Origin of the sequence: Crocosphaera sp. XPORK-15E (assembly GCF_034931425.1) — a bacterium.
In the GTDB taxonomy this organism is placed as follows: Bacteria; Cyanobacteriota; Cyanobacteriia; order Cyanobacteriales; family Microcystaceae; genus UHCC-0190.
Genome location: NZ_JAYGHQ010000013.1, coordinates 120,659 through 140,542 on the forward strand (window position 1 = coordinate 120,659; position 19,884 = coordinate 140,542).

19 protein-coding genes and 2 pseudogenes are annotated in these 19,884 nt (G+C 37.7%); 11 read left to right on the top strand and 10 right to left on the bottom strand.

Translation table 11 applies throughout. The features are described 5' to 3' along the window. Positions 1-7: 7 nt before the first annotated feature. The 8 genes from VB691_RS15815 (at position 8) to VB691_RS15850 (ending at position 7,992) form a co-directional block, all read left to right on the top strand. A complete protein-coding gene (locus VB691_RS15815; RefSeq protein ID WP_323292511.1) occupies positions 8-409 on the top strand; it encodes an MAPEG family protein in 402 nt (133 codons plus the stop codon). 130 nt (positions 410-539) lie between these two features. Then, positions 540-1,166, top strand: coding sequence for a dTMP kinase (gene tmk / locus VB691_RS15820; RefSeq protein WP_323292474.1), 627 nt, complete (start codon positions 540-542; stop codon positions 1,164-1,166). Positions 1,167-1,305: 139 nt separating this feature from the next. Beyond that, entirely contained in the window at positions 1,306-1,758 is a 453-nt protein-coding gene (locus VB691_RS15825) for a DUF29 domain-containing protein (protein WP_323292475.1), read from the top strand. Between the two features lie 134 nt (positions 1,759-1,892). After that, positions 1,893-3,404 (top strand): thymidylate synthase, encoded by a 1,512-nt coding sequence (locus VB691_RS15830; RefSeq protein WP_323292476.1) that lies wholly within the window; start codon positions 1,893-1,895, stop codon positions 3,402-3,404. A 25-nt stretch (positions 3,405-3,429) separates the two neighbouring features. Further along, entirely contained in the window at positions 3,430-4,230 is an 801-nt protein-coding gene (locus VB691_RS15835) for a dCTP deaminase domain-containing protein (protein ID WP_323292477.1), read from the top strand. Continuing rightward, complete coding sequence (gene dut, locus VB691_RS15840) at positions 4,220-4,648, top strand: dUTP diphosphatase (RefSeq protein WP_323292478.1); 429 nt, start codon at positions 4,220-4,222, stop codon at positions 4,646-4,648. Before VB691_RS15835 ends, dut begins: the two co-directional genes overlap by 11 nt. 32 nt (positions 4,649-4,680) lie before the next feature. Then, the gene (locus VB691_RS15845; protein ID WP_323292479.1) at positions 4,681-5,223 is read left to right on the top strand and encodes a dCMP deaminase family protein; all 543 of its coding nucleotides are present in this window, start codon (positions 4,681-4,683) and stop codon (positions 5,221-5,223) included. 27 nt (positions 5,224-5,250) lie between these two features. After that, entirely contained in the window at positions 5,251-7,992 is a 2,742-nt protein-coding gene (locus VB691_RS15850; RefSeq protein WP_323292480.1) for a cation-transporting P-type ATPase, read from the top strand. Positions 7,993-7,995: 3 nt separating this feature from the next. On the opposite strand, the gene VB691_RS15855 is transcribed toward VB691_RS15850, so the two are convergent. From VB691_RS15855 to VB691_RS15880, 6 genes are all read right to left on the bottom strand, one after another. After that, on the bottom strand, positions 7,996-8,685 hold the full coding sequence (locus VB691_RS15855; protein ID WP_323292481.1) for a TrkA family potassium uptake protein: 690 nt from the start codon (positions 8,683-8,685) through the stop codon (positions 7,996-7,998). 101 nt (positions 8,686-8,786) lie between these two features. Continuing rightward, positions 8,787-10,151, bottom strand: a complete 1,365-nt coding sequence (locus VB691_RS15860) for a TrkH family potassium uptake protein (protein WP_323292482.1) — start codon at positions 10,149-10,151, stop codon at positions 8,787-8,789. Positions 10,152-10,261: 110 nt separating this feature from the next. Then, positions 10,262-10,828, bottom strand: coding sequence for a transcriptional regulator NrdR (nrdR, locus tag VB691_RS15865; protein WP_323292483.1), 567 nt, complete (start codon positions 10,826-10,828; stop codon positions 10,262-10,264). A gap of 189 nt (positions 10,829-11,017) precedes the next feature. Beyond that, complete coding sequence (locus VB691_RS15870) at positions 11,018-11,113, bottom strand: photosystem II reaction center protein T (protein ID WP_010873362.1); 96 nt, start codon at positions 11,111-11,113, stop codon at positions 11,018-11,020. 76 nt (positions 11,114-11,189) lie between these two features. After that, complete coding sequence (locus tag VB691_RS15875) at positions 11,190-12,584, bottom strand: hypothetical protein (protein ID WP_323292484.1); 1,395 nt, start codon at positions 12,582-12,584, stop codon at positions 11,190-11,192. Positions 12,585-12,652: 68 nt separating this feature from the next. After that, positions 12,653-13,552, bottom strand: coding sequence for a 2OG-Fe(II) oxygenase (locus VB691_RS15880; protein ID WP_323292485.1), 900 nt, complete (start codon positions 13,550-13,552; stop codon positions 12,653-12,655). Between the two features lie 263 nt (positions 13,553-13,815). Here VB691_RS15880 and VB691_RS15885 point away from each other — a divergent pair, with 263 nt between their 5' ends. The 3 genes and pseudogenes from VB691_RS15885 (at position 13,816) to VB691_RS15895 (ending at position 15,178) form a co-directional block, all read left to right on the top strand. Then, on the top strand, positions 13,816-14,499 hold the full coding sequence (locus VB691_RS15885) for a pentapeptide repeat-containing protein (protein WP_323292486.1): 684 nt from the start codon (positions 13,816-13,818) through the stop codon (positions 14,497-14,499). Positions 14,500-14,587: 88 nt separating this feature from the next. Further along, positions 14,588-14,842: a hypothetical protein gene (locus VB691_RS15890; RefSeq protein ID WP_323292487.1), complete on the top strand. Its 255-nt coding sequence runs from the start codon at positions 14,588-14,590 to the stop codon at positions 14,840-14,842. Further along, positions 14,843-15,178 (top strand): annotated as a pseudogene (locus tag VB691_RS15895) (type II toxin-antitoxin system PemK/MazF family toxin). A gap of 18 nt (positions 15,179-15,196) precedes the next feature. Here the strand turns inward: VB691_RS15895 and VB691_RS15900 are convergent. From VB691_RS15900 to VB691_RS15915, 4 genes and pseudogenes are all read right to left on the bottom strand, one after another. Then, positions 15,197-17,870: pseudogene (locus VB691_RS15900) on the bottom strand (cation-translocating P-type ATPase). A 177-nt stretch (positions 17,871-18,047) separates the two neighbouring features. Then, positions 18,048-18,650, bottom strand: a complete 603-nt coding sequence (locus VB691_RS15905) for a superoxide dismutase (protein WP_323292489.1) — start codon at positions 18,648-18,650, stop codon at positions 18,048-18,050. Between the two features lie 222 nt (positions 18,651-18,872). Beyond that, on the bottom strand, positions 18,873-19,376 hold the full coding sequence (locus VB691_RS15910) for a TIGR00725 family protein (RefSeq protein WP_323292490.1): 504 nt from the start codon (positions 19,374-19,376) through the stop codon (positions 18,873-18,875). A gap of 194 nt (positions 19,377-19,570) precedes the next feature. Further along, positions 19,571-19,744: a hypothetical protein gene (locus VB691_RS15915; protein ID WP_323292491.1), complete on the bottom strand. Its 174-nt coding sequence runs from the start codon at positions 19,742-19,744 to the stop codon at positions 19,571-19,573. Positions 19,745-19,884 lie beyond the last annotated feature (140 nt).

Sequence of the window (19,884 nt, forward strand, 5' to 3'; positions counted from 1 at the left end):
AAAAATCATGGAAATTTACCCTAGTTTAGTGACAGTTAGTGCATTAGCAGTCTATTTAATTATCACCCTTAATGTTGGTCGTACCAGAGCTAAATATAATGTCAAACCCCCTGCAATGACTGGTGATCCTAATTTTGAAAGGGCCTTGAGGGTTCAACAAAATACCCTTGAACAGATGGTTTTATTTTTACCATTACTATGGATTTTTTGTTATTATATTAATCCTGTTTGGGGATCTGGTATTGGCGCATTTTGGATCATTGGCCGTATTTTATATGCTTGGGGATACTATCAAGCTGCTGAAAAAAGAATACTCGGTTTTGCTATTGGCTCTTTAAGCAGTGTCGTGTTATTAATTGGTTCATTAGTTGGGATGATCTTAGTTTTAGTTAAGTCATTTTCTGCATAAAATAAAACCATTTTATATTCTTGAGTCACACAAAAGATTATATTCAAAATGTACTCACAGAAGCTACCTGTAGAGTCAATTCATGAATTGACTCTACAAAAACAAACCTAAGTTTTAAATTTTAGAAATAATGAAACCCTTATTTATTGTTTTAGAAGGAATTGACAAAGCAGGAAAATCAACTCAAGCAGAACTAATTAAAACCCATTTAATTAATCAAGGAAACTCAGCAATTATTAGTTCTGAACCCACAGATGGAGTGATAGGTAAATTAATCCGCGAAGCGATGCAAAGTCAAAGTATTGCTATCAAAAATCAAGCTAAATTTGATGAACAAATGGCTTACTTATTTGCTGCTGATAGACATTATCATTTATACAATGATATCGATGGAGTTTATAAACTTATTCAACAGGATAATAGTCATGTTATTGCCACTCGTTACTATTTTTCATCCCTCGCTTATAATTGTAATAATCAAGAAGAATTTGACTTTGTTTATGGGTTAAATAAACGCTTTCCTAACCCAGATTTAGTTATCTATATTGATGTTTCTTTAGAAGTTGCTTTGTCTCGTCTTCAAAATGCTGCTTATAAAGAAGTGTATGAAACAGAAGCAAAATTAAAGAAAGTCCGAGCAAATTATCATAAAATCTTTCATAATTATCAAGGAGCAATGTTAAAATTAGATGGACAGAATACAATAGAGAGTATTCATCAACAAATTATTACTTATCTTGAAAAGAATTTTATTTAAGGTATTCTGTAGGGTGGTTTAGACAGGAACAACTTAAAACAAAAACTATTTAATTAAATATCCGTCGTAACCCACCAATGCAAAACCTTAGAAGTAATTATGCTACAATCAATCTAATCTTAAATGGGGATAAATAAATATGAAAGCAGTTAAAACCCTTTATGAAACTGATTTTAATCTCTGGTTAGAGGAAACAGTTAAATTACTCAAACAAAAAAAATTAGATCACTTAGATATTGATAACTTAATAGAAGAAATTGAAGCAATGGGAAGAAGTGAAAAAAAGGGATTTCGCAGTAATTTAGAGCAATTATTAATGCACTTGTTAAAATGGAAATATCAACCCAATAAACGATCAGGAAGTTGGGAACATTCTATGCTTAAACATCGGAATAGAATTTTAGAAGACTTAGAAGATAGTCCTAGTTTTAATCCTTATTTTGATGATATTTTTGACAAGTGTTATCAAAATTCGAGAAAATATGCTAAAGCTGAAACTGGTTTAAATCTTAATACTTTTCCTGAAGTTTGTCCCTTTACTAAAACTGAAATTTTAACATCTGACTATCTCCCTGAAGATGACAATAATTAGAAAGTATCATAAAACAAAGCTTAAAATAAAATTACGGCTAGTTATTGGCAGTTCACGATCAATTATAATTAGCTGATTAGCTTAAAAATCCTCCTGCTACATCTTAACGTTATTGTACAGACTATTGAAAAACTATGACCCTTACATCATCTAATTATCAATTTACTTATACCCCCCATTATAAACCCAATCAATTAATTTGTGGTTATGGACAAACTGCTATTATTACCGGATGGACAGTTAAACAGTCAGTTGCTAAACATTTAAACCCCGAAGATTATGCAGTTATTGGTAATTTATATAGTCCAACCAGAGGAATTAGTCCTTTAATTCGTAATTTATTAGCTAATCCTCATGTCAGATTTTTAGTCATTTTACAAGCAACAAAAGAAGATAAAAATGCAGGAGGATGTCAATGTTTACTCGACTTTTTACAACAGGGTTTTACTCAAGGAAAAAGTGATACAGGGAGAGATACATGGGTTATTAATTCTGATATTACTGGATATATTGACATTGAAATTAATGTTGATGCGTTAGAAACTTTGCGTCAATCTTTGGACTATAAAGAAGCAAAGTCTATTCGTGAAGCTGTTGAGTATATTAAAGAATTTGCTAATCAAAATAATAAGCAACCTTGGGGAAGTCCTTTAATTTTTCCTCAGTTAGAAACTACTCCAATAGTTTTACCTGGGCCAAGATATGGCCATCGTATTGAAGGGAAAACTATTGCAGAAACTTGGGTTAAAATATTACATAGAATTAAAACAACCGGAACTATTAGACCAACTCAATACGGACAATGGCAAGAATTAATTGATATTATATCCATTGTAACTGATGAACCATTAAATTTTTACTTCCCTAATCCTAATTATTTACCGATAGAAAGAAACTTTATTAATGATTATATTTCCCAAATACTTGATGATGCACCCCCAAGAGAAGGAGTAAAATATACTTATGGACAACGTTTAAGATCATGGTTTGGACGGGATCAAATTGAACAATCAATTAATAAATTAATCACTGAAATTGACTCATCTAGAGTCGTAATGTCTCTTTGGGATGTCAAAGATTATGAAAATAATGATAGTCCCCCCTGTCTAAACCATATTTGGGTTAGAATAGTTGATAATGAATTATCTTTAACTGCGACTTTTCGTAGTAATGATATGTTTTCTGCTTGGCCAGCAAATGCGATGGGTTTAAGATCATTACAACGACATATTATTGATGAGATTAATCAGAAATCTGATAATAATTTTATGATTGGCCCATTAATAATTATTAGTCAAAGCGCACATATTTATAGTGATTGTTGGGAACACGCAGAACGAGTTATTAATACAGAGTATGCTAAAATATGTCAAGAAAAAGGCTATAATGATCCCAGTGGTAGCTTTTTAATTTCACTGAAAGATAATCAAATTATTGTTGAACATATTACTCCAGGTTCAGGAGAAATTGTTGACTGTTATTCAGGAAAATCAGCTAAAAAAATCTATGAACAAATAGCTGATAATTGTCCAAGTATTGAAATAAAACACGCTATGTATTTAGGGACAGAATTACAGAAGGCAGAGATTAGCTTGTTGTTTCCCGAAAAAAATCTTTATGCACAAGATCAACCATTTAAACCTTAAATTTTAGATATTTGGAGAAATTAAAATGTCTACTCTAAGTAATATCGATATTCAAACAGAAATAGTCAAAGAAAATATTTTAATTCATCCTTTTTGTCAAAAAAATCTTAAAGCATCTAGCTATGATTTAACAGTTAGTAGGGTTGCTTATAAAATTTCTGATAAATCTGAATCTCCCTCAAAAATATCTTATCAATCTGCTTATGATCAAGATAAAGGGAAAGTAATCATTCCTGCAAAATCAGTTGTTATAGTGTGGACTAATGAATCTATTTATGTATCCAAAAGTATATCTGGAACATATCATTCTAGGGTTAGATTAGTTGCCAAGGGATTAGGACATATTGGGACTACTCTTGATCCTGGATATTTAGGTTCATCAGCAATTACAGTACACAATCATAGTGATTATGATCTAGAATTAGACCCTGAAAAAGATACTTTTGCTACATTAATGTTTCAATATGTCAAGACAGAATCAACAAAAGAACATGGTAATCCTCCGGGAAAACCAGATTTACCTATAGTTTTTACAGATGAAGAAGAACGCTGGTTAAAGGAAGATTTTAGACAAACAAAAGATTCTCTCAAGAAAACTCTAGAGAAACTACCGCCGGAATCAGATTATCAAGAAATAGTCAAAAAATCAATCAAAAATAAAAATAAATATAGTTTTCTTTATCCCTATATAATTTACGGAGTATTGATCGTTATTGTTTTGCAACCGTTTTTTCCAGTTCCTTTTTCAGATAAAATAGTAACTGGCTTTGTTGGTGCATTTGCAGCACAACTAGTGAACGATGTCAAAAGGAAAAATGAAAATTAAAGTTCTCAAACTAGATAAATCTGCTACAGTCCCCAAGTATGAACATCCAGAAGATTCAGGAATGGATTTAATTTCTATAGAAGACTTAGAAATTTTGCCTGGAGAGAATAAATTAGTTAAAACAGGAATTTCTATTGAATTACCCCCTAATACTGAAGCACAAATTCGTCCCAGAAGTGGACTTGCACTCAAACATCAGATCACCGTTTTAAACACTCCAGGAACTATCGATGAGGGTTATCGCGGAGAGGTTGGGGTTATCTTAATTAATCATGGTAAAACATCATTTAAGGTGACTCAAGGAATGAGAATTGCTCAAATGGTAATTGCTCCTGTTATTCGTGTTGAAATTGAAGAAGTTGAACAATTAAGTGATACAATTAGGGGTAAAGGTGGCTTTGGTTCAACAGGAGTTTAACGTGATTTTTCTATCGTTATCTAATCATTAAAATGACATTTCTAGAAGAACAAAGACCCACCTGGGACGAATACTTTATCATGATAGCTAAATTAGCCGCCACCAGGTCAACTTGTTTGGCCTTTCCTGTCGGTGCTGTTATCGTTAAAGATAGACAATTATTAGCAACAGGATATAATGGTTCCCCATCCGGTTCAGCACATTGTACAGCCCAAGGTTTCTGCTATCCTGGATTAAGTAGTTGTGATGCTTCGAGTAGTTTACCTTCCCGTGCGGTTCATGCAGAAGCTAACGCGATCGCACAAGCAGCAAAACACGGAATTTCTACTAATGGAGCATTCATTTATGTTACCTTAGAACCCTGTATTTCCTGTTTAAAATTAATCATTTCTGCGGGTATTAAAGAGGTTTTTTATGAAACCTCATTCAACAAAGGAGACAAAGTCCAAGTCCGAGACTCCTTTTTGCAAGATGGACTAATCAGTTTAACCCAAATTGAACTATCTCCAAAAACTGCCCAATATGCCTCTATTTTCCTATTAAACCCGACATCAGTGGCCAGAGAAATCAGTTAACAATCTATCTTTTACAGTGAGGAACAAATGCAGACAAAATCTTCATCATCTCCCCTGTACCATGAACTTTCAGAATTAAAAGTCCTCAAATCCTTCAACAGCGATTTAGAACGGGGATTAACAGCCGAAGAAGTCGGCAGACGACTAGAAAAATATGGCTTCAACGAACTCAAACTGAAAAAAGGCAAACCAGTCTGGTTAAGACTCCTCTTACAGTTTCATCAGCCTCTATTATACATCCTCATCATTGCAGGGAGCATTAAGGCACTGCTCGGTTCCTGGACAAATGCGGGAGTCATTTGGGGAGTCACCATCATCAACGCCGTAATTGGGTTTGTTCAAGAATCTAAAGCAGAAGAAGCGATCGCTTCCCTTACCAAAACCGTCACCACCGAAGCCACCGTCATTCGAGATAATAGTAAAGTCAAAATCCCTTCACGGGATTTAGTACCAGGGGACATCGTACTCTTAGTCTCTGGAGATAAAGTCCCTGGAGATTTAAGACTCTTAAATGTTCGTAGCCTACAAGTCGATGAATCCGCCTTAACAGGAGAATCTGTCCCCGTCAACAAATCTATATCCCCCCTACCCACCGAAACCACCTTAGCCGAACGCACTAACATGGCTTATACAGGCAGTTTTGTTACCTTTGGTCAAGGGAAAGGTATTGTCATAGCCACATCAGAAGCCACAGAAATCGGCAAAATTTCCCAATCTCTTGACAAACGGGTTAATCTCAATACCCCCCTGACCCGTAAGTTTACCAAGTTCAGTCAGACCTTAGTTTACGTTATTTTAGCCTTAGCAACCCTTACCCTTGCTATTGGTATTGGACAAGGAGAGTCTTTGGTATATATGTTTGAGGCGGCCGTAGCCCTCGCGGTGAGTGCCATTCCCGAAGGTTTACCTGCTGTTGTCACCATCACCTTGGCCATTGGGGTGAATCGCATGGCTAGTCGTCATGCCATTATTCGGAAATTGACTGCTGTAGAAACATTAGGTGGTGCAACAGTCATTTGTTCTGACAAGACAGGAACCCTCACAGAAAATCAAATGACTGTCCAAGCCATTTATGCAGGAGAAGAGCAGTATAGTGTTAGCGGTAGTGGTTATAGTCCTAAAGGGGAGATTTCCTGTGATCTCGAAGAACCTCATTCCCATGAACCTATTAACACCTTAAGTCCCGTCTTAGAAGAATGTCTGATGGCAGGATTGTTATGTAATGATTCTCATGTAGAAGCCCGTCATCAAGATTGGATTGTTGTCGGCGACCCCACCGAAGGGGCATTAATTGCGGCCGGGGCCAAAGCAGGGTTAAGCCAAACCGCCCTCAACAACGCTATGCCCCGCTTAGATGTGATTCCCTTTGAATCGGAGTTTCAGTATATGGCGACTTTGCATACTGATGGGGACGAAGGACAATCGGGCCGGATAATTTATGTCAAAGGATCGGTAGAAGCCATTCTCCGTCGCTGTCAGAAACAATTACACCATCATGGTCAACGGGTGGCGGTGGATCGTCCCCTAATTGAGCAAAAGGTTGAGAAGATGGCAGAACAAGGATTACGGGTGTTAGCCTTTGCCAAAAAAGAGGTTAACCCTTATCAGCATTCTCTCAACCATGAAGATATTGAAACGGGATTAGTGTTTTTGGGATTACAAGGGATGATTGATCCCCCTCGTCCCGAAGCGATCACCGCCATTCACCATTGCCAATCTGCCGGAATTCAAGTCAAGATGATTACAGGGGATCATCTGGCTACCGCCAAAGCTATTGCCCAACGCATGGGTATTCAAAACAGGGAAAGGGTGATTGCTTTTTCTGGTCAAGAATTAAGTCAAATGGATACCCCCACCTTAGTCAAAGCGGTAGAAGATGGGGCAGTTTTTGCCAGAGTCGCCCCGGCCCAAAAACTGCAATTAGTCGAGGCCTTACAGTCTAAAGGGGAAATCGTCGCTATGACGGGAGATGGGGTCAATGATGCTCCAGCCCTAAAACAAGCGGATATTGGTATTGCTATGGGGAAAGGGGGAACGGATGTGGCCAGAGATGCAGCGGATATGCTGTTAACCGATGATAATTTTGCCTCTATAGAAGCCGCAGTAGAAGAGGGGAGAACCGTTTATCAAAATTTGCGTAAGGCGATCGCCTTTCTGTTGCCTGTTAATGGGGGTGAGTCCATGACCATTTTAATTAGTGCCTTGTTTGCCAGGGATTTACCCATCCTATCTCTACAAGTGTTGTGGCTTAATATGATTAATTCTGTCACTATGACGGTTCCTTTGGCTTTTGAACCCAAAAATCAGGGATTGATGCAAAAACCACCCCGTAATCCTCAACAACCTTTATTGACCAAGAGATTGTTCCACCGCATTGTAGCGATTTCAGTTTTTAACTGGATTCTGATTTTTGGTATCTTTGAGTGGGCTAAAAATGCGACGGGAGACATTGCGATCGCTCGTACCATGGCTATTCAATCATTGGTGGCAGCGCGGATTGTTTATTTACTGAGCATTAGTCAGTTAGGGACTAGTTTAGTTAGCCGCATTCGCCATAATTCCACCATGACGACTAATACACCTATCTTGATTATAGGAATTGTCACAGCGGCGACTCTCCAAATTTTGTTTAGTCAGTGGGATATCATGAATCTCCTATTTAACACTGCACCGTTAACAGCATATCAATGGCTGATCTGTTTATTACCAATGCTGCCGATGATTCCTATGGCAATTTTTGCTAACTTGCTCGACTCACCTCAATCCTAATCATTAAATTGGTAATCTTTGAATATCTTTATTGTTACCAATGACTACCATTACTAAATCTTTATTAAGTTTTTCTTGGGGTTCAGGATTAATCTTAAATTTATCTTCTTTCCCAATTGCTAAAACACTAATTCGATAACGACTCCGAAGTTTTAATTCTTCGATACTTTTCCCATGAAATTCTTCAGGAATACGAGTTTCTACAATACTATGATCTGGATCAAGATCGAACCTTTCTAAGATAGCAGGTTTGGTCAATGTATAGGCTAATTCACGACCTGCATCATATTCAGGAAAGACCACCATATCAGCACCAACCCGTTTTAATAGCTTACCATGAATATCAGAAGAAGCTTTAGCAACAACGTGTTTAACACCACCTTCCTTTGCGTTTAAAGTTGTAATAATACTTTCCTCTAAATAGTTGCCAATGGCAATAATTACCGTATCAAATTCAAAGATTCCTGCTTCTTTTAAAGCATTGGGTTTAGTGGAATCTAATTCAATAGCACTAGAGGCAATTTTTTCTGCTAAAACTTGCGCCACTAGAGACTCTTTAATATCAGTTCCTAACACTTCATACCCCAATTTATGAAGGGTTAGGCAAACAGCACGTCCAAAACGTCCTAAACCAATGACCGCAAATTGACGACTTTCTTGACGAAGACTACCTAAAAATTTTAAGGATTTCAAATTAACCCCCTATCCTCATTTTACAACAGATAATTACTTGCTTTTTTTGCATTTTTATGGTATGAGAATTACTTTTTGATCGAGATGATTAGGGTGAGTAATTATCCCACAAGCAAAGTTTCTTCAGGATATTGAATTACTCGGCGACGACTATCACCGACAATCGCTGCCATCAGCAAAAGAACCCCTACCCTTCCAGTATACATGGTTAAGACCAACAAAACTTGGGAGAAAGGAGAGAGACTAGCAGTAATTCCTGTTGAAAGTCCCACAGTAGCAAAAGCAGAAATAACCTCAAATAAGACTTGGAGAGAGTTAAAATTAACCTCAAAAAAATCAGGGTTTAAACTAGCTTCAATGAAGGAAATAGAAAAGGTGATTAAAACAACAAGATTGGTTGAACCAAAGACCACAGCAACAGCCTTTAATACTAAGGAAATAGGAACTTCTCGCTTATACATTACCACTTCATCATTGCCTCGTAAAACTGAGCGAGTGCAGTCACTTAAAATGCGAAGGGTTGTGGTTTTAATGCCGCCACCCGTACCGCTAGGACTCGCGCCTATAAACATTAATCCCATGGTAATAAATAGTCCAGCGATAGTCATTTGACTAATATCAATGCTGTTAAAACCTGCTGTTCTTGTGGTCACAGATTGAAACCAAGCAGCTAATAGTTTATCTTTAAAATTGAGGGGGGCTAAGGTATCAGGATTATTATATTCAATTAACAAAAAAACAATAGTTCCAGCAATCAATAATAGTAGAGTTGTACTGGTGACAACTTTAAAATTAAGGGAAAAAATCATTCTTTCTTGTTTTCGGGTAATTTTATGAGACAAAAACAAATACATTTCAATAATAACTTGATAGCCAATTCCTCCAAAAATAATTAGCATTGTAATGGCAAAATTAATTGAAAATGAGCTTTGATAACTCACCAAGCTATCTTGTAATAAGCCAAAACCAGCATTATTCCAAGCACTTATACTATGAAAAACAGCAAACCAAAGTGCCTCTAAGGTTTGATATTTTTGTGAAAATACATTTAACATAATCATCGCTCCTGCCAACTCAAACAGTAGGGTTGTGGCAATGATAGAACGAATCAAACTTTGACTATTACCGTGAAGAAAAGGCCGATCAAAAGATTCTTGAATCGCTAATTTTTGGCGTAAATCAAAGCGTCTTCCTATCAGTAAAATTAAAAATGTGGTGGTAGTCATATAACCTAACCCACCCACTTGAATTAAAAGCATGATAACCAGTTGACCCCAAAAGGAAAAATAAGTCCCCGTATCAACCACAACTAACCCCGTGACACAGACAGCAGAAGTGGAGGTAAACAAAGCAATAATCGGATTTGTCCAACTCCCATCATGGCTAGAAAATGGTAACATTAATAATAGGGTTCCCACAGCAATTACCGCCAGAAAACCCAAACAAATCGTCCGAGCAATCGTCATAGTATGTTAGAATCGTGTTATTAGACTGATTGACCTATTACCTTACCATAGGTCAACCATCACAAATCACTAAACTTTGGTTCAGCAGCTTAAAAAAGAGATGATTCAGCTTAAATAGAGTTATCCGATCCGTGATGGGTTAATGTTAAATAGGCAGTAGGAGAATGGTCTGGCTCGGAAGCTTGAGAACCCATATTAGACCATTGGGGAATGGTAGATTGGGGTGTTTCTTCTTGAAGTTGGTGAAGGGTAGCGACAAAATCTTTAATCCCTTGAAACCTGCCATAAACAGAGGCAAAACGAATGTAAGCAACCTCATTTTCTTGTCGTAGATATTTAAGCACTAACTCTCCAATTTCTTGACTGGTTACTTCTCGTTGGGGACGCTGTTGTAATTGTGCTTCAATATCATCCACAATGGTTTCAAGACGCTGATGAGAAATTCCCGTTTTTTCACAAGCTCTCACCATTCCCCGCAGAAGTTTTGAGGAATCAAAAGATTCTTTTTTGCCGTCATGTTTAATGACTGTAATAGGAACAAATTCAATACGCTCATAAGTAGTAAAGCGATGTTTACAGTTTAAACATTCCCGACGACGACGAATACTTTGTCCACCTTCAGAAGAACGAGATTCTAAGACACGACTATTGGTATGCTGACAATAGGGACATTCCATAAGACTATCCGTAGCAACGGAAAATTAGGAGGGAGGAGAGAAAGACGGCAAGACAAAATTCAACGAGGTAACAAAAAATACAAGAGTCTGAGCCGTTTTTATTCTCCTGCTTGAAATCAAGTAAGGAAAATAGTCGCGGCTCAGAGATATATTAAAGGGGTTAACTTTAATTGAATTGACAATCGAAACTTATTTTTCGATGCGGGGGGGTTCCCGAAAAGCAATGGCGAAGAACAACACAGCGAGGGCCATGGTTAAAACTAAGATATAAGCGACGCTTTCCATCTTAAGAATTTCCTAAAATTACTTGCGTCTCTAGTGTATCAAAAAATTGACAAAATTAACTTAAATTGTATTTTTCCTAACGATTAAAGACATGATTGAGGAAGTAGGGAAGGACAAACAGTTGATTCTGGATAATTTGTCCCATAGTTACCGGAGCTTCTGACGGAATCATCCCTGAGTCATACTGTAACCCCAATAGACCATTCCAAATCATAAAAAACACTGTTGAGATTAAACCGAAACGTTGCCAACTCGGACGGGGGAAATAATCCCAAAAGGCCGCCAACCCCATCACAAAAATAAAGCTACAGTTAGCAAACATTCTCCCCCCAAAACTCGAACCTTGCCACCAACACCACCAAGCGGCGACTAAATACACCTGCATAGCAAAGGCGGTTAACATGATGCCAACTAACTGAGGGAATTTGCGGCTAACTAAGATTAAGCCAATAATTGACACAAATAGCAAGGGGTGCCAAGAAAATAAGCCATGAAACCCCGAAAATAGGACATTGAGAATTTGAGGGTTGGTAAATTGAAAACTCCCTTGATGGCCTTCTGCCGTTCCTTCCTGTAAATAGGGTATATCAAAAAAACTGCCAAATTGCCACTGATAGATCAAAAATTGCGGCAACTGCATTAAAACAGCCACAAAACCGATAATGATTAATGGGAGCAACTCTGACTTTATCCAGTCAATTTTTGTCCCTTTCCCCCCCATATCTTGAGAAAACCATCGAGAAATCAGACCCCAAACCACCGTTAAAATAGGCACAATAGCAAACAGAATATCTTGAGGACGAACAAATCCTGCTAACCCTAAAATTAATCCCATTAAAACCTGTTGACGGCGTTGTTTAAGCCAAGGGGTTGCTATCCAGATGTAAAAAAACATAGAAATCAAAAACTGCGATACAGCATGAGACATCGAAGTTTCTAGAGTCAGGTAAAAACTGAGGGGAGAAGCAAACCAAACCCCTGCTACCCCTAAAATACAAGCATTATGACTAAAAAAACGTCGGGCCCCTTTGTAACAAATTACCAGTCCCGTAATGCCTAACCCAATGCTACCTAAACAATAAAATAATTCATAAGGCCAAGATAAACCATTGAGGGTAACATCAACCCCGAAAGCATTTAAGATCAAGGTAGCGAAATGTCCCAAAGCAAAGAAGGGAGAAAGAACTAAGCCCAGACCTAAAGTATATTTACTATATTCGGGGATTTCTTTATCCACTCGCACACCACCCCCAAAATTAGAGGCCGAGTGGGATAAGTATTCATATTCATTAGAAATCTTGAGATCGCCGTCGAAAATGAGGGAACGGAGGGGCGTATAATAACCAATGCCGTCCCCATAAACTCCAAACCCCACCAAGTAAAAGTTAACTAAAAAAATCGTTAATGTAATCCCGATACCCACCCACAATAATCGTTTCGCCCATACTGTATCGAGATTTTTTACATTCATTCGCCTAACCTTCTAAATCGATCTCAACACCGATTATATAACTATTATTAAGCGAGTGCGAACATTAATTATTCTCCTCGGCGTAGCCATCCATTAATGGTAAAGCGGCTATCTGCAAAGATTCGAGAAGGACAAATTACAGGCATTACTTCATGTTTACTACGACTATCAAAAAAGACAATACTATTATTACGGGGTTCAACAATTTGGAAATTTTCATGTCTTTCTAGAGAAGTCTCTTGTAAGTCAGTTTCATAAATCCTTAATTCTCCACCGGAAAAAGATTTTGGTTCTCGATAAAAATAGTAAACATAGGTAAATTCACGAGTACAAGTTTCTGGGGAACCAGAATCATTATGAATTTTATAATAACAGCCATCATTATGGGCCGTTAGCTGCATTTCAACTTCACTGATAGAAAATGAAGGATGATTTAAGTGTTTTAGAATACCTCCTAGAATCCCTAAAAGTTTCTGGCGAATAATCTGATAGAATTCAGGAAAAAATGTCGCATAAAGTACCGCAGATTTTCGATAATCTGAGGCTTGTGTTGAAGTGGTAGAGCCGATAAAATCATCGGAATGTTTAAGGGCAATTTCTAATAATTTTTGGTTTTCTTCTGGAGATAAAAAGTTATCAATTTGATAGTATTTTGCTGGTAAATTATTGGAGGAAAACGATTCAGAAAACAAGGTCGAGGATAGTGATGAAGGCTTTTGAAATCCAGAATTTGGCAGGGAGATACTTTTTGAGAATTGCGGTGATGTTCCCACCATCTCTAAGATTTTTAGGGCGACTGTTGCCTTATCTTGTGCCGAAACTTCTGGATTATTAAGAATACTTTCGAGGGTGTCAAAAGATTGAGCAACTAAAGATTGAAGCCTGTCTATAGATGAGTGATTTTCAGGAATCATTGGCCCTAATTCATTTCTTACTCCATTGGGAATAACACTTTTTTCTGAAAACATTGAATAAATCCTCAAATATTACTATGGTTTTTATTCGTTAGAATAATACTAGAATAGAACTTTAGTACCAAGACAATGATTAAAATTCAGCATTCTCTAACATAAGTTTATAATGCCCAAATTTTTCTGATCTCTTAAGCCCCATTTTCTTAAACAGCATTTATCCTAAAAGATATAGCCAATTCAGAGATCACACGCCCCAATTACCCAACCTTCCTAACCCCCCTCTGCATTGGTAAGATTGTCAGTCTAGTAGTGTGGTAATGAAAGAATTAGAACGGTATTACAAAGTGTTAGGATTACAGATAGGCGCATCCCTTGAGGAAATTAACCAAGCGTATCGGGACTTGGCGTTTATTTGGCATCCTGATCGTCTTCCGAAGGATAATGAGCGATTATTAGCTAAAGCGGTGGCTAAACTGCAAGAAATTAATCACGCTCGTGAACAACTTAAGTCAATTCAAGTGTTATCTCAACCGTCGAGTCGGACTCAAGTGAGTCAGGAAAAACCTTCTCCTTCTCCTTCTTCTTCTGTTTATCGAGATCGTCGTTCTTCTGAAAGTCAAGCACAACGCCCTTATTATCGAGATTTAACGGGAGTTGATTTGAGGGGGGCTAATTTAAAAGAAAAAGATTTATCGGGTAGAACACTCATTCAAGCGAATTTAAGTTATGCGGATTTGAGTGATACTTTTTTGCATAAAGTTAATTTAGAACAGGCTAATTTGTTTCGGGCTAATTTATTTCGAGCTAATTTACTTCAAGCTAATTTACGTCAAGCTAATTTACAGGAAGTTAATTTAATTGGGGCGGATTTGAGTGGGGCAGATTTAACCGAGGCAGATTTATCAGGGGCAAAAGTGGGAGCAGGAAATCGAATTTTAGTGAAGTTAACGGGGACAATTTTAAGGGGGGCAATTTTGCCTGATGGAACCATTCATCCTTAGAGTTAACTTGTGATTTATATTGTGTTATGATGGTTGATGGAAGCCAGAAAAACATCGGCCCCTGGGTATAAATATAGTAAATTTTGAAATGTCTATCACCCGTATTAATAATCTTCAAGACCAAATCTTGCAAAGTATTAAGACTTTACCCATAGAAAAACAGCAAAAAGTCCTTGAATTTGCCGAATCCTTACAAAGCAATTCACTTTTTCAGAAATGGGATAATATTTCTGATGCAGAAGCACAAGACTTACAAAATGAATTTGCTCAAGAGGATATTAGCTTATCAGAAAGCATTTTACACGATTATTTATCTCACCTCGAACAAGAGGATAAGGGATAAATGCGAGGCGATATTTATTTAGCTGATTTGAATCCGAGTCGGGGTTCAGAACAAGCTGGTATTCGACCTGTTATTATTGTGCAACATAACAATATCGATCGCTTCACTCGCACTGTTGTTGTGATTCCATTAACCACTAATCTACGTCGCACACAAATCCCCTGAACAATAGTTATTCCCGCAGGAGAAGGAGGATTAAATCAAGAATCAGTAGCCTTATGTTATCAAATTGTTGTTATTGATAGACAACGACTTCAGCAACATCTGGGGACACTTTCTTCTAATTATTTACAACAATTGGCAGATGCGATTAGATATACATTAGATTTAACATAAAACACTCGCAAACTAAGGTTACATAGTAAGTGCTGATTCAAGATTTGAGTAAGGGTTGCCTGTGTCATAATCTACTACTTTACTGAATAATAACTTTTTTTTCTGATAGTAATTATTTTGATTGTTTGCTAGTTTTAAGCCACTCAAACCACAATATACTAATCATTCCTCCTACTAAACAAATCCCTAAATCTAGAGGATGAAGCGTCGAAAAACGAAACAGGTGACGCAAAAAGGGAATATATAACACCAACCCCATAAACACGATCGCACCGCCAATAACCCACCAAAGGGCAGGATTTGGGGCTTGTACTGTTGTTAAAATGGTTTTTGACCAAGATCGGTTAGTGAGAATTAAGCTTAAATTGGCTACAATTAGGGTAGTAAAAGCAAAAGCGCGGGCCTCTTGTTCCCCCTTTCCTCGATAAAAGGCGATCGCAAAGATAATCACCAAAATTAACAACACCCCAACCCCTTGCAACACACTTAACCCCAACATTTCACGACTAAATAGGGGAATTTTGGGATCACGGGGGGGACGTTTCATTACATTGTCTTCGGCCGGTTCAGCTTCAAAAACGATGGAACAGGCAGGATCAATGATTAAATGCAAAAAAGCAATATGAATAGGAAGTAAAACCAGGGGCCATTTTAATAAAACCGGAATTAAAGACATTCCAGCAATAGGAACATGAATGGCCAAGGTGTAAGCCATCGCTTTTTTAAGATTGTCGAAGATACGCCGCCCTAATTTTACTGATTGGACGATAGAAGCAAAATCATCATCTAATAACACCAAATCTGCTGATTCCCTGGCTACATCTGTGCCTCTACCACCCATCGCAATACCAATTTGAGCAGATTTCAGGGCAGGGGCATCATTGACCCCATCTCCCGTCATAGCAACGATTTCGCCGTTTTTCTTCAACGCATTGACGAGACGGAGTTTCTGTTCAGGAACCATACGTGCAAAGATATTCACCGTTTGGATGCGTCCGAGTAATTCGTTATCCCCCATTTCTTGCAGTTCTTGGCCTGTAATCACCGAATTACTGGAATTTAGTCCTATTTCTCGCGCAATTTTCTGGGCTGTTCCTGGATAGTCTCCCGTAATCATCACCACGCGAATTCCTGCGGTGTAACATTCTTTAATAGATTGTGCTACGGTAGGACGTACTGGGTCAGCTAATCCAATTAATCCTAAAAATTCAAATTGAAAGTCATGCTGTTGTTGCGGAAGGGCATTTTTGACTAAAACATCGGGATGAACCCCTTTTCCTCTGGCTACTCCTAAAACCCGTAACCCTTGATTTGCAAGGCATTGAATGTGTTGAGAGAGTTCTTCTCGCAAGTTAGGATCAAAATGACACAAATCTGCGATCGCTTCGGGGGCCCCTTTAGCTGCAATGACATAATGTGAGTTATCTGATGATTGCCAAACCCTAGACATGGCTAATAATTCAGGAGAGAGAGGATATTCCTGAACCAGTGTCCAATTCTTATGAATATGCTCAGTATTGGCTAAATAATCATCCCCTAGCTGTTTAAATGCCTTTTCCATCGGATCAAAAGGATCTTTCTGACTGGCTAAAATACTAAACTCAATTAACCCATGAACTGCTTCCGGTAAGGGTTCGAGTTCATGAAGGGTCAAATCATAGTTATAAGCATTAAAGGGGGAGTCCTTAAACGCAACCATCTGATGCACAGACATTTGATTTAAGGTCAGGGTTCCTGTTTTATCGACACAAAGAACAGTTGCAGAACCCAAGGTTTCAACGGCCGGCATTCTGCGGGTTAAAACGCGATTTTGGGAAATTCGCCAGGCCCCTAACGCGAGAAAAATAGTTAACACAACGGGGAATTCATTGGGCAAAATCGCCATTGCTAGGGCAATTCCGGCTAAAAAGCCTTGTAACCAGTTGCCTCTGGTAATGCCATAAATAACGATTACGGCCACACAAATGGCGATCGCAATCCAAATTAATTTATTAACTAAGTTTTTGGTTTCCCGTTGTAAGGGGGTGTCTTCGGTGGTAACGGTTTGTAAAGCTTTGCCAATTTTGCCTAATTCTGTCTTAGGGCCGATGGCTTTAACTTCGGCCATACCTTGTCCCTGAACGATCAAAGTCCCTGAATAGACAAAGGGTAAATCATCCCCTCCTGGGTGTTCGATGGGGGTTTGAGAGTTTCCTGATACTTTTCTAACGGGGAGAGATTCTCCGGTTAATAAGGATTCATCGGCGGTTATATTAGTAGACGAGAATAGGAGGGCATCGGCTGGCACACGGTCGCCTTCTGATAAGATTAAAATATCTCCTCGCACCACTTCTCGCCCGGCAATGCGTTGTTTGTGTCCATCTCTGATGACGGAAGCGCGAGGACTAGAGAGATCTCGTAATGCGTCTAAGGCACTTTCGGTTTTTTGGTCTTGATAGAGGGTTATCCCCATAATAAAGAAGATGAAACCTAGCAATATCAAGGCTTCTTGTCTGTCTCCGAGTAACCAATAAATGATGCCACAAGCGACTAATAATAAGAAAATGGGTTCGCTGAGGACTTCTAAGGCGATCGCCAATAAGCCACCTCGTTTACTGGTGGGCAGTTCGTTGTAACCGTCTTGTTTGAGTCTTTGGGCAGCCTCTAGATCGGATAAACCCATTGGGGTGTTAGGATCTGGTAAATTAGTCATAAACGGTTGTATATAGTAATTTTTATACTGATGTGGAACAATCTTCTAGCTTGTCACAGACATCCTGCCTGTTTCACTTGTGCGCGAATAATTTAGACTCGCTATATAAACATAATCTTACCTAAAAAATAAGGGTGAGCATTGCTCACCCCAAAAAGAATTTATTTATTAATAGAATTAGGCAACTTTGTCATAGTTTGCTGCTACAAAGTCCCAATTTATTAAGCTACTAACAAAAGTATCCATATAAGCAGGACGCTTATTTTGGTAATCTAAATAGTAAGCGTGTTCCCAAACATCCATTGTTAATAAGGGAATTTGTCCAGCAGTCATGGGGTTATCTGCATTAGGGGTTTTGGTAACTTTCAAGGTACCATTATCTAATACTAACCAAGCCCAACCACTACCAAATTGAGTAGCACCTGCAGCTTTGAAGGCTTCAACAAATTTTTCAAAGCTACCAAAATCAGCCTTGATTTTATCAGCTAATGCGCCAGTGGGAGTGCCACCACCATTAGGTTTGATACAATTCCAATAGAAGGAATGATTCCAAGATTGGGCAGCATTATTAAATAATCCTTGTTTAGAAGCATCACCCGCAATATGTTTGATAACTTCTTCAAGGGATTTATTGTCTAAATCAGTCCCTTTAACTGCATTATTGTAGTTAGTGACGTAAGCTGCATGATGCTTATCGTGATGAAATTCTAAGGTACTTTTAGAAATATGGGGTTCTAATGCAGTATAGTCGTAAGGTAATGTAGGAAGTTCGTAAGCCATGGGTGTTAAATCCTCTGTCAATTGCTTCGATGAATCATTATTTATTAAGTTATGTTTGTCATTGCTCAGACTTTTGCGTACGAATACGATCTGAGGCTGACTGCAATAAAACTTAATACTTAGATCTTAGCTTAAAACGTTACCGAATCCAAATCATCTGTTGATACCCCTAACATTCCTAGAGATAAATGGGTTAATTTCAGTTTAAGAAGATGAGAAAGATCAAGAATAATGATTGTCATAGAGTATTTTTTTTACATAGTTAATAGCGATTTGAGGATTAATTGCTAAAGTTACTAAATTGGGCGATAATTGTTTAAAAAATTGTTGACTTTCTGAGTGTTCACTTAATAAGATAACAGGTTTATCATTTTTCAATGCTAAAGCTATTTCTGATGCAGTTCCTAACCCCATTCCACAAGCAATTATAACATCAGAGGATAACACATTAATATTATTTCGAGCGTTTCCTAAATCAGTCACAATAGGAATATCAATAAACTCAGAGAGATTTTTAGTATTATTATCAGGTAAAATTCCGATAGTTAACCCCCCGAATTCTTTGGCCCCTCGACTTGCTGCATCCATTACTCCTACATTGCGCCCACCTGTTAATAATATCCAGCCTTCTTGAGCAATTAATTTTCCTAATTCGTAGGCATTTTTAATGTCTGTCTCTGTTGCTAATTCTCCTGGCCCCATGACTCCAATAATTGTTTTTGTCATGATTTATTTTGTCTCCTTGTTATGTTAAATTTTGCGACTGAGTTTAATCTAAAAATGGTAAGGGCAAGGCAATAGAAAGCAAATGATTTAACCAGAAATTTTGCTAATGCCTTGCCCCTACAACAATTTGGGTTATATTACAGTTTGGTAATAGGGTTTAAGGGTTGATATTGCCAACCCTTAAACCCTATTACCTAGTTTAACTGAGGGAGATTTTGTTCTCGTTTAATCTCAAATAGAAATACTCTCTTTTGAGCATCAAATTTTAGAATCAAGTTGCTAATTGTTTCATCTTTAATTGCTACTAAAATAGCAGCCATCAACAACAGAGCTAGTAGGGTTAAAGCTATTGCTTTATAGTTTTTCATTGTTCTTATACTCCTTTAGAATCTATCTATTTATAGGTTAGTTTCTTTTTTTCTTAATTATATTTACTCAAAGTATAAATATTAGTCTATTTTGGTATAATTAAAGTCTAAAATAAGCTTGGTCTAATTAAAGTATAAGT

What these genes read in the sequence shown, in the direction of transcription:
- VB691_RS15815 (WP_323292511.1), top strand. Translation starts at nt 8, where the DNA reads ATGGAAATTTACCCTAGTTTAGTGACAGTTAGTGCATTAGCAGTCTAT.
- tmk (WP_323292474.1), top strand. Translation starts at nt 540, where the DNA reads ATGAAACCCTTATTTATTGTTTTAGAAGGAATTGACAAAGCAGGAAAA.
- VB691_RS15825 (WP_323292475.1), top strand. Translation starts at nt 1,306, where the DNA reads ATGAAAGCAGTTAAAACCCTTTATGAAACTGATTTTAATCTCTGGTTA.
- VB691_RS15830 (WP_323292476.1), top strand. Translation starts at nt 1,893, where the DNA reads ATGACCCTTACATCATCTAATTATCAATTTACTTATACCCCCCATTAT.
- VB691_RS15835 (WP_323292477.1), top strand. Translation starts at nt 3,430, where the DNA reads ATGTCTACTCTAAGTAATATCGATATTCAAACAGAAATAGTCAAAGAA.
- dut (WP_323292478.1), top strand. Translation starts at nt 4,220, where the DNA reads ATGAAAATTAAAGTTCTCAAACTAGATAAATCTGCTACAGTCCCCAAG.
- VB691_RS15845 (WP_323292479.1), top strand. Translation starts at nt 4,681, where the DNA reads ATGACATTTCTAGAAGAACAAAGACCCACCTGGGACGAATACTTTATC.
- VB691_RS15850 (WP_323292480.1), top strand. Translation starts at nt 5,251, where the DNA reads ATGCAGACAAAATCTTCATCATCTCCCCTGTACCATGAACTTTCAGAA.
- VB691_RS15860 (WP_323292482.1), bottom strand. Translation starts at nt 10,151, where the DNA reads ATGACGATTGCTCGGACGATTTGTTTGGGTTTTCTGGCGGTAATTGCT.
- nrdR (WP_323292483.1), bottom strand. Translation starts at nt 10,828, where the DNA reads ATGGAATGTCCCTATTGTCAGCATACCAATAGTCGTGTCTTAGAATCT.
- VB691_RS15870 (WP_010873362.1), bottom strand. Translation starts at nt 11,113, where the DNA reads ATGGAAAGCGTCGCTTATATCTTAGTTTTAACCATGGCCCTCGCTGTG.
- VB691_RS15875 (WP_323292484.1), bottom strand. Translation starts at nt 12,584, where the DNA reads ATGAATGTAAAAAATCTCGATACAGTATGGGCGAAACGATTATTGTGG.
- VB691_RS15880 (WP_323292485.1), bottom strand. Translation starts at nt 13,552, where the DNA reads ATGTTTTCAGAAAAAAGTGTTATTCCCAATGGAGTAAGAAATGAATTA.
- VB691_RS15885 (WP_323292486.1), top strand. Translation starts at nt 13,816, where the DNA reads ATGAAAGAATTAGAACGGTATTACAAAGTGTTAGGATTACAGATAGGC.
- VB691_RS15890 (WP_323292487.1), top strand. Translation starts at nt 14,588, where the DNA reads ATGTCTATCACCCGTATTAATAATCTTCAAGACCAAATCTTGCAAAGT.
- VB691_RS15905 (WP_323292489.1), bottom strand. Translation starts at nt 18,650, where the DNA reads ATGGCTTACGAACTTCCTACATTACCTTACGACTATACTGCATTAGAA.
- VB691_RS15910 (WP_323292490.1), bottom strand. Translation starts at nt 19,376, where the DNA reads ATGACAAAAACAATTATTGGAGTCATGGGGCCAGGAGAATTAGCAACA.
- VB691_RS15915 (WP_323292491.1), bottom strand. Translation starts at nt 19,744, where the DNA reads ATGAAAAACTATAAAGCAATAGCTTTAACCCTACTAGCTCTGTTGTTG.